Consider the following 14,651-nt stretch of genomic DNA (forward strand, 5'->3'; position numbering starts at 1 on the left):
GAAGACGGTGACGAGATCGTGCTCGACGGCTTCTTCGAGGCCGATCCGCAGCCGCTTGACCGCGCGAACGGTGGTGACAACAAGTGGGACAAGCTGTTTCGCTTCCTGGCGTTGGATCGCCTGCAGGCCCGGCTGCACCGGTGGCGATTCAACCTGGTCTCCGGTGGGGTGCAAGAGGAGCAACTCTCGGAGTCCATCACCGAGTTAGGCACCATCAACCCCGACTATGCCGCGGGCAGCTACCGCTATACCTATGCCGCGACCGGCAAACGGGGCTGGTTCCTGTTCGACGGGCTGGTCAAACACGACGTGCTCACCGGGAATCACGAGAAAATCGCCTTCGGCGAAGGTGTGTACGGCAGTGAGACGGCGATGGCGCCACGGATCGGGTCCACGGGCGAAGACGACGGTTATCTCGTTACCCTGACCACCGACATGAATGCCGACGCCTCCTACTGCCTCGTTTTCGATGCGGCCCGGATCACCGAAGGTCCGGTCTGCAAACTTCAACTGCCGGAACGTATTTCCAGCGGCACGCATTCGACGTGGGCGCCCGGCAGTCAGCTGCGACACTGGCATCACGCAGAGTCGGCCGCAGGCGCGATCGGGCTGTGACGATGTACCCGCACTCAGGACGCCGCCGGACACACTGGCCGCCTCAGCTGGCCTCGATCGGCGCCATTCGCTTCACTCGTCGCTCGTCCAACTTCGAAGAGACCGTGCGGTTTTACCGTGAATTGGTGGGGCTGCCACTGTACGAGACGTTCGAAGGTAGCTACGGCAGCAATGGTGCCATCTTCGGCCTGCCCAGCTGGAACCTGACGCTGGAAATCGTGGAGTCGACCGAACCCGTCGGATCGGACCACCACGAACAGCTGTGCCTGTACTTCCCCGACAAGGAGGCACAGCAACTGGCAATAGCGCGCCTGCAAGCGGCTGGCGTGGCGCCGGTCGAGCAACACCCCTATTGGGAAGCGACGGGGGCGGTCACCTATAGCGACCCGGATGGGCGCGAAGTCGTCTTCGCGCCCTTTGTGTTCGGCGTCAATGAGCCGGAGGACAGCGCAGCCTCGGGCAAGCACGAGTTCCCGTCAGGCTGAAGCTCACCTGTCGGGCCGGCCAGCCGCCAGCGCCGCGAATACTGCGGTGGCCGAGCACGCCACCGCACAGCCGGCTGCGATCGCGCCGACGTAGAGCCCGTAATCGGCCGACACCGGCGGGTTGACGTTGAGCTTGTAATACCACACCGTAAGCGCGACCAGCACCAGTGAAATGACCAGCGCCGCAACCGAAGCAAGCCTCGCGGACAGCCCACGGCCCACCATCGCCCCGGCCACGATGAGCGTTGAGGACAACAACACGATGAGCTGTCCAGCGCCGAATCCCCGCGGCAGTTCCAGGTTGCCGTGAGTGCCTCCGATGGCGCTCGCCCAGCCGCCGCCGTTGATCGCCGTCGTCAGCCAAGGCAGCCAGGCGCTGGCCGACACGAGCAGGGCGAAAAATGCCACCAGCCAACCGGGGCGCAGCCGGCGAATCATGGCAGCGAGATTAGCCGACTTGGCCGCCGCGCGCGGCTGCGCCGCGCTTGCGATCGCACGCGAATCAGGTCTGCAGCGACGACAGGTTGAAGATGACGCCCGTCGGATCGGTCGCCGCTGCCAACCGGCCGTAGGGGGTGTCCTCGGCCCCACGCACCACGGCGCCGCCGTTGTCGGCGATCGCCCGCAGCGTCTCGTCGACATCCTCGGCGCCGAAGAAGATCGTCCAGTTCGACGGCACGCCCTCGGGCAGGCATGCGCTGCCGTCCATGATGCCGAGCAACTGCTCATCACCGAACCATGCCGTGGTGTAACGGAATTCGTCGGTATCTGACACCTCCTCGGTCCGCCAACCGAAGACCTCGCGGTAGAAGTCGACGGCGGCGCGGTGATCCCGCGTGGTGAGTTGGTGCCACACCGGAGAGCCGGCCTCCCCCACCACTTCGAAGCCCCGGTGCTCCAGCGGCTGCCACAACCCGAAGAAGGCGCACGACGGATCGGTCGCGAGGGCCATGTAGCCCTTCGCGGGTATCTCCATCGGTTCGACACACACCTTGCCACCCGCCGATGTCACCGCCGACACCGTCGCGTTGATGTCGTCGGTGCGGAAATAGGTGGCCCAGTTGTCCGGCGACTGGAACTCAGGCCGATTGGCCATCAGGCCCGCGACGCGGTGGCCCTCCTTGGCGGCGTTGACGTATCCGCCATAGTCGGGTCCGGCCGACTCGAACGTCCAGCCGAAGACCGTGCCGTAAAACTCCTGCGCGCGGTCGACGTCCGACGTGGTCAGATCAATCCAGCAGGGAGCGCCCAGGGGCGCGTGGTCACGAATGGGCACGATGACTCCTCACTAATCGTCGTCGAATGTGTTAGTGCCCCCGAAGGGGCATTCACTCATACCGACCGGCGCCGGCGCGGAAACTCATCGGCCGAGTCGGTCAGCGGGCCATGCCGCCATTTCCGTTCGTGCTCGGGTCGGGCCTCGTGAACACCGTCACGAAGTTGTGCAGCGACTGGGTGATGTCGCTTCGCAGCGCGGCGGCAACGATCATGCCGATCGGCCCGAACAGCGCGGGACCGCCGAGGTGTACGTCGAAGCCGACAACCGAGCCGTCGTCCTTGGGTTGAACCTTCGCCATCAGCTTGACCTTGACGCCGCCGACGCCCTCCCCGTTGAGCGTCATGCCTTCCGGCGGCTTATAACGCACCACCGTCCATTTGATGCGGTTGTACATGCCCTTGACCTCGACGATGGACTCGACGATCGTGCCCTTCTCGATGTCGTCGGGTAACTTGCTACGCCACACCCGGTGGATGGTCAGCCACTCCCTGTACCGAGACAGGTCCGAGGCATGCTTCCAGGCCACCTCGGGGGGAAGCGGTACGTCGATGGATCCAGAGAGTTTCGCCATGCGTTCAGTTCTGCTTGTCGTCCTTAGCCGCCGATTCAGCGGCCTTCTTGGCCTCTTCCTGCACCTTGTGGATGGTGTCGGAGTACTTGCCGTGCGTCTTGTCGTCAACGAATTGACCCGCCTTGTCGATCGCCGTCTCGATCTTGTCGGCGTTTTGCGACAACAGGCCCTTCGCCTTGTCCAGGAACCCCATTTCGCGCCCCTTCCCCTTTGCTCCCCCGAAATCCTACTTGGCGGCCGTAGGCGGCTCTCGCCATAACCGGGGTCGCGCACCTACCCTGGCCAGTCCTGCTCTCGCCCTCGGCTACCCGCTCGGCGACCTCCGCATCGGTCAGACCCCCGGGTGTCAGCAGGGGTCAGCGGGTGAAGGTTCCAAGCCGGTCCGAGTCGAAGTACTCCAGGTTGAGCGTGTTCGGTGAAAATGTTGCTTTGGACGTCGTTCCCGGTGGAGCGTTTTCGTCCGTCAGCGCGAACGTGAAAGTGTCACCGTCCCAGTGCGCCAGGGGGAAGCTCCGATTTTGCGGCCCCAGTGACAGCTGCAGCGCACCGTCGCGGTCGGTCACGGTGGCCGGCCCCCAGTAATTGTTGGCATAGACGCCGACGTAGTCACCCAGCGGCCTGGCCGGCGCTGGGTCAGCCGGCGGTTGCTTGCCGGCCAGCGATCCCTCCGGATTGTTCATCCAACCGATTGCCTGCTTGTACAGCTTGGCCCAGTCTTCGCGAATCTCCCCGTACTGGATCAGATCCATGAATTCGGCGGTCAGGGCCTCCGGTACGCCGATGGGTGCGGCGTTCGTCAGTGCGACGATGCCCACGTCTTCCGACGGCATCACGACGAAATTCGTTGCCGCCCCCAATGAGAACGCGCCCGAATGGCTGTACACGGTACGGCCCGAGGACGTCACCGAGACGTTGAAACCGTAACCGTAGAAGCCGGACCGGGCCTTTGGGGTCGTCGCGGGAACCGAGGCCATCTGCGCGGTGTACGCCGGCAGCAAGGCTTCCGGCGATGCAATGCGCCGGCCGTCGTAAGTTCCGTTGCCCAGCAGCATCAGCAACCAGCGCGCCATGTCGTTGACCGACGAACTCACCCCGCCCGCGGGCGACTGAGGGTCCGGGTTGCGCTGGAAGCGCGCTTCCCACTTGTCGCCCACTTTGACGTGGTTGACCGCGTGGTTCGGGCGGTTCTCGAAGTCGTCGAATCGCGAACTGGTGGAAGCCATTCCGAGGGGCCGATACAGTGCGTCGTCGGACAGGTCCTCCCACGCTCTGCCCGCCGCGGCCGCGACCGCCTCGGCCGCGGCGGTAACACCGAAGTTGGTGTAGGCGTAGCTGATTCGAAAGGGAGCCAGCGGCAAGAACTTCAACCGCTCAAGCGACTGCCGACGGTCATAGCCCAGATCCTCGAGCTTGTCACCGGCGTGATCCGGCAGCCCGGAGCGGTGTGCATACAGGTCGGCGACGGTCAGATGACCGGTGACGTAGGGATCGCTGAGTGCGAACCACGGCAGCTTGGACACCACCGGGGTATCCCACGTGATGACGTTGTCACTGACTTCGTGTGCCACCACCGTCGCACCGATCGATTTCGATACCGAGGCCAACTGGAAGACGGTGTCCGCGTCCACCTTATTGTTTTGTCCGTCGCCTTTGGTTGCATCCTTTGCACCGAAACCCTTGGCATATAAGGTCTTTCCACCGTGCACGATGGCTACGGCCATTCCCGGGATGCCGGTGCTACTCATCAGGGCCCCAACCAGCCCGTCGACCCGTGCGACGGCGTCGTTGATGCGCCCGGCGGGGATGTTCAGACCCGAGAACTCGTTCGGCGGCACGTCGGACACCGCGGACGGCGGACCGGATATCGGCTGCGCGGGCCCGCATCCCGTCGATGCGAGCAAGGCCGCCACAACAGCGATACGTGCCGCACGTTTCGTCATGGGCGCACCTTAGCGTGGCGGCGATCAGCCCCGAAACGTCCGCTGGGGAGCCGCGCGGCCAACAAAGCTGCGGCAGCTTGGAATCAGAGCCGCCACCATGGGTTGAATCGGCGAGGCGCGGCGGGATCAATGCGTTGACCGGGCGTCGGGACGACCACCTGGACGTGTGCGGGCTCCGCTGCCTTGATAAGGCGTTCGACCGGCTCGGCCCACGGGTGGGGAGCCAGCCGGAAGGTCCCCCAGTGGATCGGCACCAGCAGCCCGGATCCCGAGTCGGTGACGTCCAGGTGGGCGCGCACCGCTTCCTCCGGATTCATGTGAATGTCGGGCCACGCCGTGTTGTAGGCCCCGATCGGCAAGAGGGTCAGGTCGAACGGGCCGTAGTCCGCTCCGATCTGCGGGAAACTCTTGGTATAGCCGGTGTCGCCGCCGAAATATGCGCGGTGCGTCGGGCCAAGCAACGCCCAGGATGCCCAGAGGGTCGTGTTGCGATCGAAGAACCGCCCCGAAAAGTGGCGCGCCGGCAGACAAATCACCCTGAGCTGGTCAACCAGGCCTGCCTGATGCCAGTCGAGCTCGACGATGCGGCTCTCGGGAATTCCCCACGCGCGCAGGTGAGCCCCGACACCCAGTGGCACGAAGAACGGGGCCCGCTGAGTGTGGGCCAACGTCATCACCGTGTCCAGATCCAGATGGTCGTAATGGTCATGGCTGATGACCACGGCATCGACGGCGGGCAACCCCTCGAGTTGTACCGGCGGCGGATGCAGCCGCTGCGGTCCGACAAGGTCGGACGGCGAACAGCGATCACTCCACACCGGATCGGTGAGCACGCGGTAACCGTCGACCTCCAGCAGGGCCGTCGAGTGGCCGAACCAGCTCACGGCCAGCTTGCCGGGGTCACCGCCGAGAATTGCGGGCGCCGCCAACGGGATCGGTGCTGCCGGTCGGCTACCGCCGCGATTACCCACAAGCTCCCAGACGATGAGCCGCAATTGTTCGCGGTCCATCTTGGATACCGAGGCAGGGTCGAGATTCACGAACTCGCCGTGGTGATAATTCGGCGACGCCTCGGTCACCGCGCGGATCGACGCCGGCGAAGCCCCGAGCTCGGCCGGCGCGCCGTGCAGCGCGCGCAACACCCAGCTACCAGCCGCCAGCGACGCCGTGCCGGCGGCGAGTCTCAGGGCCCCTCGCAACATGGCCGTCAGGCCCCCTGGAAGTTGGGTGGTCGCTTCTCCAGGCGGGCGACCTGTGCTTCGATGACGTCCTGGCTGCTCCAGGCTTTGTCAAACAATTCCTTGTGCTCCGGCCACTGCTCCTCGTAGGCGCCGTCGTCATTGAGCACCCGCTTGGCATGCTGGATGGCCAGCGGAGCCAGGCCGGCGACCTCGGCGGCCCAAGCCTGGGCGTCGGCCAGCGTCCCGATGCGGTTGGCCATCCCGGTCAACAGCGCCGCCTCGGCGGTCAGTTTCTCCGCGGTCAGCAGCATCGCGCGGGCACGCCCGTGACCGACCAGCGTTGACAGCCGGCGAATGCTCCAGTTATCAAGGGCCAGACCGTATTTCGAAGTCGGGAACTGGAAGAACGCGTCCGGTGTGGCGACCCGCAGATCACATCGCATGGCCAACTGCAGGCCGGCACCGATGGCCGGGCCGTTTATCGCGCCGATCACCGGCACAGGCAAAGCATCCATCACCTTGTGCAGCTCGATGAGCCGGTCGGGGTAGTCGGCGGCGAAAGCGTCCCCGCTGAGATCGGCGCCTGCGCAGAACACGGTGCCCTGGCCCGTCAGCACAATTACTCTCGTTTTCCCGTCGTCGCCGGCCTTCTGCATGGCCTCGCGCAGCTCGTCGACGAGCTCGGAGTTCAGGGCGTTGCGGCGGTCCGGGCGCTGCAGCTCGATGGTCAGTACGGCTTCAGCCTGGGTAACACCGATCATGCGGCCAAGCCTATATAGCTCCCAATAACCTCTAGGCGTGACGCGTACCACGACCGAACAGCTGCGGGATGCGGTGCTCGACGACGGCTCCTTCGTCAGCTGGGACAGCGATCCGGTGGCTGTGCCGATGTCCGAGTCCTATCGGCGTGACCTGGCCGAGGCCCGCGCCGCCACCGGGATCGACGAAGCGGTGCTGACCGGCGAGGGCCGCATATCCGGACGCCGGGTCGCGGTGGTCGTCTGCGACTTCGGCTTCCTGGGGGGCTCCATCGGCGTGGCCGCCGCGGAGAGGATCACGGCCGCGGTGGAGCGCGCGACCGCCGAGCGGCTGGCGCTGCTGGCCTCGCCGAGTTCCGGCGGCACCCGTATGCAGGAGGGCACGGTCGCGTTCCTGCAGATGGTGAAGATCGCCGCGGCCGTCCGGCTCCACAAACGGGCGCACCTGCCGTACCTGGTGTACTTGCGCAACCCCACGACCGGTGGAGTCTTCGCGTCCTGGGGTTCCCTCGGGCACATCACATTCGCCGAGCCGGGAGCTCTCATTGGCTTCCTCGGACCCCGGGTGTATCGGCTGCTCTACGGAGAGCCTTTTCCGGAGGGCGTCCAGACGGCCGAGAATCTGCAGCGGCGCGGGATGATCGACGGCGTGGTTGCGCTTGACGAGTTGCGCAGGACGCTCGATCGCGCGCTGAAGGTGATTGCCGACCCGCCTGAGCCGCTGCCGGATCCGAAGCCACCCGAACCGGTGCCCGACGTGCCGGCGTGGGATTCGGTCCTGGCGTCGCGACGGCCGGACCGGCCGGGTGCCGCACAGCTGCTGCGTTACGGCGGAACGGACCAAGTGTTGTTGTCGGGCACCGGCCTCGGGGAAGCAGCGACGACGCTGCTGGCCCTGACCCGATTCGACGGACAGCCGGCGGTGCTCCTCGGCCAGCAGCGTGTCACCGGCGGCTCGGAAGCCCGGGTCGGGCCCGCTTCGCTGCGCGAGGCCCGGCGCGGGATGGCGCTGGCCGGCGAGCTACGGCTGCCGCTGGTGTTGGTGATCGACACCTCCGGGCCCGCGTTGTCGGCCGAAGCCGAGGAGGGCGGCCTTTCCGGCCAGATCGCCCAGTGTCTCGCCGAGCTGGTGACGCTGGATACCCCGACGGTGTCGGTGCTGCTGGGACAGGGCAGCGGCGGCCCGGCGCTGGCGATGGTCCCCGCCGACCGGGTGCTGGCGGCCCTAAACGGCTGGCTGGCGCCGCTGCCCCCGGAGGGAGCCAGCGCTATCGTCTTCCGCGACACCGCGCATGCCGCCGAACTCGCCGCCGCCCAAGGCATTCGGTCGGCGGAGCTGCTCGCGTCCGGCATCGTCGACGCCATCGTGCCTGAGCATCCCGACGCCGCCGACGAGCCGGTCGAGTTCTGCCGGCGACTGTCGCGCGCAATAGCCGGCGAGCTGCAGGCGCTGCGCAAGATGCCGGCTGCTGAGCGGTTGGCTGCGCGCCTGCGGCGCTACCGGCGCATCGGATTGCCTCGCGACATGTGAGTGAACGCGTACGGGCCAGCTTCTCCGGCCCGCGGTACCTGCACCTCGTGCACGACGCCCAGATGCGCGAGTGGGTGGGTTCAGTTTCGAGGGAGGTACTGCACGCAAGCGCCGCAAAGAACCGCCATGGTTCACGTCTCGGCGCGATCCGGGCCGCCACAGTAGCGCTGGATCGTCGGGCCCAACCACTCGACGATCTCGTCCCGGCTCATCGCAACCACCGGCGGGAGTCGCAACACGAAACGGCAGAACGCCATACCCAGGATCTGGGTGGCGATCAGTCCCGCGCGCAGAGCCGATTGCCCGGGCGGCACCAGCGCGGCAACCAGCGGCTGCAATTGTGTTCCGAAAATGTGCTGCATGCGTTGCGCAGCTTCGCCGTTGGTGGCGCTGGACCGCAGCAGGATCACCATCGCCTCGTCGCCCTCCCAGCGTTCGAGAAAGTGCCGAACCAGCGAATGCCCCACTTGCTCATGGTCGATCGCACCCAGATCGGGGAACCTCAGATCGAATTCAGCCGCGGCCGCGAACAGTTTGTCCTTGCTGCCGTAGTAGCGCATCACCATCGCGGGATCCACCCCCGCATCGGCCGCGATTGCCCGAATGGTGGCGCCCTGGAAACCGGCCGAGCCGAACTGCTCGCGGGCGGCGGCCAGAATGGCGGCCTTTGTTTCATCCGACGATCTCCTCATGTCAACAATTGTAGGCCAACACGTGTTGACATCAGCTGACTGCCGCGCCACAATAAATATGCCAACAAGCGTTGACTAACCTGAACAAGAGGAGCCAGCCATGCACGACACCGACGTCCTGGTGGTAGGCGCCGGCCCCACCGGCCTCACAGTGACCGCTTCCCTGATCGCTCGCGGATTCCGGGCCGTGGTAGTCGACAAGTTGGCGGAGGGGCAGAACACCTCGCGGGCGGCGGCGGTAAACGCCCGCACCCTAGAAGCGCTCGAAGACCTCGATGTCTCCCGGCGAATGGTCAAGGCCGGCCTGATCGCGCCGCGCTTCACCATGCGCGAAGGCGCTCACGTTCTGATCCGGGTCGACTTCAGCCGATTACCGACGAGGTACCCGTACACGCTGATGCTCTCCCAGGCCGAGACCGAGCGGTTACTCCTGGAACGGCTGCACGAACTGGGCGGTGAGGTGCTTCGGCCCAAGACCCTGAGCCGCGTCACCCAGGATGCGGAGGGCGTGACGGCGATTTTCGACGACGGCGACACCATCAGGGCGGGCTACGTCGTCGGCTCCGACGGCATGCACAGCACTGTGCGCACGCAGGCCGGAATCGGCTTCGCAGGCGGCGAATTCGCTGAGTCCTTCACACTCGCTGACGTGCGACTTGCCGGCGAGACACCCCGCCACGAGGTGATCCTGTTCTACGCCAAAGAAGGCCTGACGGTGCTGGCGCCACTTCCCGGCGACGTCTTCCGCATCGTTGCACCCGCCGCGGAGGCACCGAAGATGCCGTCGCCCGCATTCGTGCAGTCGCTGCTGGACGTCCGGGCCTTCGGGCCGGGCCGGCTGGTGGTCACCGACCTGCTGTGGGGAACGCGGTTCCAGATTCACCACCGTGTCGCCGACAGCTACCGGGACGGCAGGCTTCTGCTGGCCGGTGATGCCGCCCACGTGCACAGCCCCGCCGGCGGTCAGGGGATGAACTTGGGGATCACCGATGCGACCGCACTGGCCGACGCGCTCGCGGGAGTCTTGCGCGGGGGCTCCGACGCCGCATTGGACGCCTACGCCACGACCCAGCGGGCCCGGGCGCAGCAGGTGCTCAAACTGACCGGACGGCTGACCGGGGTCGCGACGCTGCCGCGGCCGCTACGTCCGGTCCGAAACACGGCAATGCGAGTGGCAGCGCGGGTTCCCGCGGTACCACGACAGCTGGCGGTGCAGTTGAGCGGCCTGGGACGCCGGTGACCCCGCAATGATGATCCGTCGGCTCTCGTCAAGCCGTTTCCCCGTCGGCCCGGCGGTGATCCTCCCACCGACCGGGCCCGCAATCCGGCAAAATGGCCCGCATGGACACTGGTGTGACGTCACCTCGCGTCTTGGTCGTCGACGACGACTCCGACGTGCTCGCTTCGCTGGAACGCGGCCTGCGCCTGTCGGGATTCGAAGTGTCGACGGCCGTCGACGGCGCCGAGGCGTTGCGGAGCGCCACCGAGACGCGGCCGGATGCCATCGTGCTCGACATCAACATGCCCGTGCTGGATGGCGTCAGTGTCGTCACGGCGCTCAGGGCCATGGACAACGACGTTCCGGTGTGTGTGCTCAGCGCGCGCAGCTCGGTCGACGACCGGGTGGCGGGCCTGGAGGCGGGCGCGGACGACTACCTGGTCAAACCGTTCGTGCTGGCCGAGCTGGTCGCGCGGGTCAAGGCGCTGCTGCGCCGCCGCGGCGCCACCGCGACGTCCTCCTCGGAAACCATCACGGTGGGCCCGCTGGAAGTCGACATCCCCGGGCGTCGGGCCAGGGTGAACGGGGTGGACGTCGATCTGACCAAGCGGGAGTTCGACCTGCTGGCCGTCTTGGCCGAGCACAAGACGGCGGTGCTGTCCCGCGCGCAGCTGCTGGAGCTGGTGTGGGGATATGACTTCGCCGCCGACACCAACGTCGTCGACGTGTTCATCGGGTATCTGCGTCGCAAGCTGGAGGCAAACGGCGGCCCAAGGCTGCTGCACACCGTACGCGGAGTCGGGTTCGTGCTGCGGATGCAGTAGCTCGTGCGTTAACAGATTGAAGCGGTCATGAATGTACTTTCCCGGATTTTCGCCCGTACGCCATCGCTGCGGACCCGGGTGGTGGTGGCGACGGCGATCGGCGCCGCGATTCCGGTGCTCATCGTGGGCGCCGTCGTCTGGGTCGGGATCACCAATGACCGAAAGGAGCGGCTGGACCGCCGACTCGACGAGGCCGCGGGTTTCGCCATCCCCTTCCTGCCGCGGGGCCTCGACGAAATCCCACGCTCCCCCAACGACCGCGACGCCATCATGACGATCCGCCGCGGCGACCTCGTCAAGTCGAATTCCGATGTCACGCTGCCCAAGCTGAGTGTCGACTATGCCGACACCTACGTCCGCGGGGTGCGCTATCGCGTGCGCACGGTGGAGATTCCCGGCCCCGAGCCGACATCGCTCGCCGTCGGAGCTACCTACGACACCACCATCGCGGAGACCAACAACCTGCACCGCCGGGTGATGCTGATCTGTGGTTTCGCCATCGGCGCAGCGGCGGTCTTCGGCTGGCTACTGGCCGCGTTCGCGGTGCGCCCCTTCAAACAGCTCGCTCAGCAGACCCGATTGATCGACGCCGGAGACGAGGCGCCGCGCGTCGAAGTGCATGGCGCCAGCGAAGCCGTCGAGATCGCAGAGGCGATGAGGGGCATGCTGCAGCGCATCTGGGACGAGCAGAACCGGACGAAAGAGGCGCTCGAATCGGCGCGCGACTTCGCTGCGGTCTCCTCCCATGAGCTACGCACCCCGCTGACCGCGATGCGCACCAACCTCGAGGTGCTGTCCACCCTGGACATGACCGACGAGCAGCGCAAAGAAGTGCTCAACGACGTCATCCGCACCCAGTCGCGAATAGAGGCCACCCTGGCGGCGCTGGAGCGGTTGGCCCAGGGCGACCTATCGACATCGGACGACCACGTGCCCGTCGACATCACGGACCTGCTCGACCGCGCCGCGCACGACGCGACCCGTATCTATCCCGATCTCGATGTCTCGCTGGTGCCCTCGCCGACCTGCATCATCGTGGGGCTGCCGGCCGGTCTGCGCCTGGCCGTCGACAACGCCATCGCCAACGCCGTCAAACATGGCGGCGCCACCCGCGTCCAGCTGTCAGCGGTCAGCTCCCGAGCCGGGGTCGAAATCGCCGTCGACGACAACGGCGGTGGAGTGCCCGAATCGGAGCGCCAGGTGGTGTTTGAGCGGTTCTCCCGCGGCTCGACGGCCTCACATTCGGGGTCGGGGCTGGGCCTGGCGTTGGTGGCGCAACAGGCCCACCTGCACGGCGGCACGGCTTCGCTGGAAGACAGTCCGCTGGGCGGGGCGCGGCTGGTGTTGCGCCTCCCCGGCCCGAGCTAGCGTCTTGGCTGCCGAACACCGAGTAGTTGTCGATTTCGCGCGGTTCCGGATCACACAGGGCTTTACTTTCTCGAGCTTTTACTCCACGGGGTGAAAAGGGCCCTCGCGGCCGCCTTCTCGTCCTTGAACCAGACCTGCGCGAGAGTTGCGTCGTACGACGGATCATCGGGGATGTAATAGAGCCGGGTATCCGAGCGGCCCTTCACCACCCATCCCGCCGGTCCGCCGCCGTCCGGGGTGGCGCGGGCAGAGCCGGGGCCGAAAGGCTCGAACGGCAGCTTGGGCCTGTTCGCGACCGGCGAATCCTCGATAGCCGGAGCCCTCTTCGGCGGCCGCACCCGCGAAGGTGGAACCTTTTTCGCCGGCCGCGCTCCCGGAGATCCCGCCTGCTTCGCCGGGCGCTTCCCGGGCGGCGGAACCTCCCTCGACGGGCGCGACCCGGGAGGTGCGGCCCTCTTACCCGGCCGCGACTCGTGGGGCGGAACATATTTCGCCGGCTTCAGCCTGGATCCGCGAGCCTTCTTCTGCGGCGCCTTCTTCGCCTCCGCGGACTTCCTCGACGACGTGCCTTTCGCAGACGGCTGCGTGGACTTCGGCAGATCTCCACCGTCCGGAGACCTTTGTCCCAGCAGTCGCTTGAGGAATGGAACCTTGGCCGGCGCAGCATCTTTCGCGACCGAATGCTGCCCCACCGGCGGCGCTTGCGCCACAGGGATCTCGGCCGTGGGCGGATCGTGTTCGACGGGAATCTCGACCGTCGGCGGCTCGCTGATGGCCGGCTGCCCCGCCCCGCGCGGCTCGTCAACCGGGATAATCTCCGTCACAGCCGGCTCGTGTTTCCTAGCCAGTAGCCTCTTGACGAAGGGAACCTTCGCCGGCGGCCAATCCTGCGCGGCCGGGTGCTTTACCGCCGCCGGCTCGTCGGTTTTGGAATCCTCTGTCGCCGGTGTCTCTGGGATGACGGGAAACACGCCCGCCGGCGACTCTTCTTCGATGGGGACGCGGGCCGCGGCGGACTCATCTTCGACCGCACGCTTCGCCTCCGGCGGCTGGTCGCCGACGGAATCCTCGCCCTCAGTCGGTCCTTGCTCGAGAGGGGCTGCGGTCGCCCGCGACTCGGCTTCGGCCGGGACGCTGGTCGCAACGACGTCGCGGGCTGCCGCCTGCTGTGCGGGCGGCGCCTCGTCGTCTGAAGCGTTTGCCGCGGGACCCTCTCGTATGACGGGAAACACGCCCGCCGGCGACTCTTCTTCGACAGGCACGCTGGGCGCAAAAAGCTCATCGTCGGCCGAATGGTTGGCCGCCGACGGCTCCTCGGGAATGGCATCCTCCGCGGCAGGAGCCCCTTTCTCGACGGGAAGCACGGTTGTCGGCGACTCGTCTTCGGATACGACGCGGCTCGGCCGCGACTCGTCGACAACGGAATCCTCCCTCGTCGGCCGGTCATTTTCCACTGGAACCGCGGCCGCCGACGACGGATCGTGGGTCGGAATTCCGGCCCCAAGGTCATCCGCGACGGAGTGTTTCGCGCTCAGTGGGTGTTCCGGGAGGAGAGTTTCAGTCACGGTCGTCGATGACTCGTCTTCGGTCGAGTTACCAGTCGCCAAGGGCTCATCCGCGAGGACATGCTCGGCCCTTTGAGGCTCCCGCGCGGTTGGCGGCTCTTGTTGGGCGGGAATCGCCGCCGTTGCTGACTCTTCTTCGGCTGGCGCGCTGGCTGCGGCGAACTCATCAGCGACCGCATGGTCCGCCGGCGGGGGCTCTTGTTCAACCGCCATTACGCTCGTGGCCGACTCGTCTTCCGTTGGGATTCGGGCCGCGAAGACGTCATCGGCAAACGCATCCCTCACCCTCGACGACTCTTCTTCGATCGGCAAACTGGTCCCAACGAACTCATATGGAGCAGGCTGGGTCGTCGACAGCGACGTGTTGTCGACGAAATCCTTTGTGGCAGGGCCATATTCGGTCGTCAAGAAGTCATTGGCCACCGGGTGGGTTGCGGGCGGCTCGGTCTTGGCTTCCGCGTCGGTGCCCGACCGATGCGCAAGCACCGCGGGGCGCACTTGACGTTTGAGGGGACGAACGGAGAGGGCCAGCGTCAACACCAACCCCATGACAAAAGACAGGCCGAAGAGCCACCAGTTCACGTCGTTCATCGCTCTTCGCTTACCGCGGGCCCGGTGGCATC

General features: G+C 66.5%; 14 protein-coding genes and 1 pseudogene. 6 read left to right on the forward strand and 9 right to left on the reverse strand.

Annotated features, from left to right (window positions below):
• Both JO059_RS01165 and JO059_RS01170 read left to right on the forward strand, forming a co-directional pair.
• Positions 1–615 (forward strand): carotenoid oxygenase family protein (locus JO059_RS01165; protein ID WP_293314080.1); only part of this gene is annotated, 615 nt, incomplete at its 5' end.
• Between the two features lie 2 nt (positions 616–617).
• Positions 618–1,100 (forward strand): VOC family protein, encoded by a 483-nt coding sequence (locus JO059_RS01170; RefSeq protein WP_293314082.1) that lies wholly within the window; start codon positions 618–620, stop codon positions 1,098–1,100.
• A 3-nt stretch (positions 1,101–1,103) separates the two neighbouring features.
• Here the strand turns inward: JO059_RS01170 and JO059_RS01175 are convergent, their stop codons facing one another.
• The 7 genes from JO059_RS01175 to JO059_RS01205 form a co-directional block, all read right to left on the reverse strand.
• Complete coding sequence (locus JO059_RS01175) at positions 1,104–1,538, reverse strand: hypothetical protein (protein WP_293314083.1); 435 nt, start codon at positions 1,536–1,538, stop codon at positions 1,104–1,106.
• 64 nt (positions 1,539–1,602) lie between these two features.
• The gene (locus JO059_RS01180; protein WP_293314085.1) at positions 1,603–2,376 is read right to left on the reverse strand and encodes a VOC family protein; all 774 of its coding nucleotides are present in this window, start codon (positions 2,374–2,376) and stop codon (positions 1,603–1,605) included.
• Positions 2,377–2,476: 100 nt separating this feature from the next.
• Positions 2,477–2,950, reverse strand: a complete 474-nt coding sequence (locus JO059_RS01185; protein WP_293314087.1) for an SRPBCC family protein — start codon at positions 2,948–2,950, stop codon at positions 2,477–2,479.
• A 4-nt stretch (positions 2,951–2,954) separates the two neighbouring features.
• Positions 2,955–3,143, reverse strand: coding sequence for an antitoxin (locus tag JO059_RS01190; RefSeq protein ID WP_293314088.1), 189 nt, complete (start codon positions 3,141–3,143; stop codon positions 2,955–2,957).
• A 163-nt stretch (positions 3,144–3,306) separates the two neighbouring features.
• Entirely contained in the window at positions 3,307–4,890 is a 1,584-nt protein-coding gene (locus JO059_RS01195; protein ID WP_293314090.1) for a serine hydrolase, read from the reverse strand.
• A gap of 83 nt (positions 4,891–4,973) precedes the next feature.
• On the reverse strand, positions 4,974–6,092 hold the full coding sequence (locus tag JO059_RS01200) for an MBL fold metallo-hydrolase (RefSeq protein ID WP_293314092.1): 1,119 nt from the start codon (positions 6,090–6,092) through the stop codon (positions 4,974–4,976).
• A gap of 5 nt (positions 6,093–6,097) precedes the next feature.
• Positions 6,098–6,832 carry an enoyl-CoA hydratase gene (locus JO059_RS01205; RefSeq protein ID WP_293314094.1) on the reverse strand — a complete coding sequence of 245 codons (735 nt, stop codon included), beginning with the start codon at positions 6,830–6,832 and terminating at the stop codon, positions 6,098–6,100.
• Between the two features lie 37 nt (positions 6,833–6,869).
• On the opposite strand from JO059_RS01205, the gene JO059_RS01210 reads away from it, so the two are divergent.
• Positions 6,870–8,360, forward strand: coding sequence for a carboxyl transferase domain-containing protein (locus JO059_RS01210; RefSeq protein ID WP_293314096.1), 1,491 nt, complete (start codon positions 6,870–6,872; stop codon positions 8,358–8,360).
• 131 nt (positions 8,361–8,491) lie between these two features.
• Here the strand turns inward: JO059_RS01210 and JO059_RS01215 are convergent, their stop codons facing one another.
• Positions 8,492–9,052, reverse strand: coding sequence for a TetR family transcriptional regulator (locus tag JO059_RS01215; RefSeq protein ID WP_293314098.1), 561 nt, complete (start codon positions 9,050–9,052; stop codon positions 8,492–8,494).
• Between the two features lie 100 nt (positions 9,053–9,152).
• On the opposite strand from JO059_RS01215, the gene JO059_RS01220 reads away from it, so the two are divergent.
• The 3 genes from JO059_RS01220 (at position 9,153) to JO059_RS01230 (ending at position 12,463) form a co-directional block, all read left to right on the forward strand.
• Positions 9,153–10,292, forward strand: a complete 1,140-nt coding sequence (locus JO059_RS01220; RefSeq protein ID WP_293314100.1) for an FAD-dependent monooxygenase — start codon at positions 9,153–9,155, stop codon at positions 10,290–10,292.
• Positions 10,293–10,384: 92 nt separating this feature from the next.
• Positions 10,385–11,095, forward strand: coding sequence for a two-component system response regulator PrrA (gene prrA, locus JO059_RS01225; protein WP_293314102.1), 711 nt, complete (start codon positions 10,385–10,387; stop codon positions 11,093–11,095).
• A gap of 27 nt (positions 11,096–11,122) precedes the next feature.
• Positions 11,123–12,463, forward strand: coding sequence for a HAMP domain-containing sensor histidine kinase (locus JO059_RS01230; RefSeq protein ID WP_293314103.1), 1,341 nt, complete (start codon positions 11,123–11,125; stop codon positions 12,461–12,463).
• A gap of 62 nt (positions 12,464–12,525) precedes the next feature.
• Here the strand turns inward: JO059_RS01230 and JO059_RS22870 are convergent.
• Positions 12,526–12,747: pseudogene (locus JO059_RS22870) on the reverse strand (hypothetical protein); the annotation flags it as partial.
• Between the last annotated feature and the right edge of the window lie 1,904 nt (positions 12,748–14,651).

Source organism: Mycobacterium sp. (assembly GCF_019247615.1).
Lineage (GTDB): Bacteria > Actinomycetota > Actinomycetes > Mycobacteriales > Mycobacteriaceae > Mycobacterium.

What these genes read in the sequence shown, in the direction of transcription:
- JO059_RS01170 (WP_293314082.1), top strand. Translation starts at nt 618, where the DNA reads ATGTACCCGCACTCAGGACGCCGCCGGACACACTGGCCGCCTCAGCTG.
- JO059_RS01220 (WP_293314100.1), top strand. Translation starts at nt 9,153, where the DNA reads ATGCACGACACCGACGTCCTGGTGGTAGGCGCCGGCCCCACCGGCCTC.
- JO059_RS01200 (WP_293314092.1), bottom strand. Translation starts at nt 6,092, where the DNA reads ATGTTGCGAGGGGCCCTGAGACTCGCCGCCGGCACGGCGTCGCTGGCG.
- JO059_RS01205 (WP_293314094.1), bottom strand. Translation starts at nt 6,832, where the DNA reads ATGATCGGTGTTACCCAGGCTGAAGCCGTACTGACCATCGAGCTGCAG.
- JO059_RS01175 (WP_293314083.1), bottom strand. Translation starts at nt 1,538, where the DNA reads ATGATTCGCCGGCTGCGCCCCGGTTGGCTGGTGGCATTTTTCGCCCTG.
- JO059_RS01215 (WP_293314098.1), bottom strand. Translation starts at nt 9,052, where the DNA reads ATGAGGAGATCGTCGGATGAAACAAAGGCCGCCATTCTGGCCGCCGCC.
- prrA (WP_293314102.1), top strand. Translation starts at nt 10,385, where the DNA reads ATGGCCCGCATGGACACTGGTGTGACGTCACCTCGCGTCTTGGTCGTC.
- JO059_RS01195 (WP_293314090.1), bottom strand. Translation starts at nt 4,890, where the DNA reads ATGACGAAACGTGCGGCACGTATCGCTGTTGTGGCGGCCTTGCTCGCA.
- JO059_RS01230 (WP_293314103.1), top strand. Translation starts at nt 11,123, where the DNA reads ATGAATGTACTTTCCCGGATTTTCGCCCGTACGCCATCGCTGCGGACC.
- JO059_RS01190 (WP_293314088.1), bottom strand. Translation starts at nt 3,143, where the DNA reads ATGGGGTTCCTGGACAAGGCGAAGGGCCTGTTGTCGCAAAACGCCGAC.
- JO059_RS01185 (WP_293314087.1), bottom strand. Translation starts at nt 2,950, where the DNA reads ATGGCGAAACTCTCTGGATCCATCGACGTACCGCTTCCCCCCGAGGTG.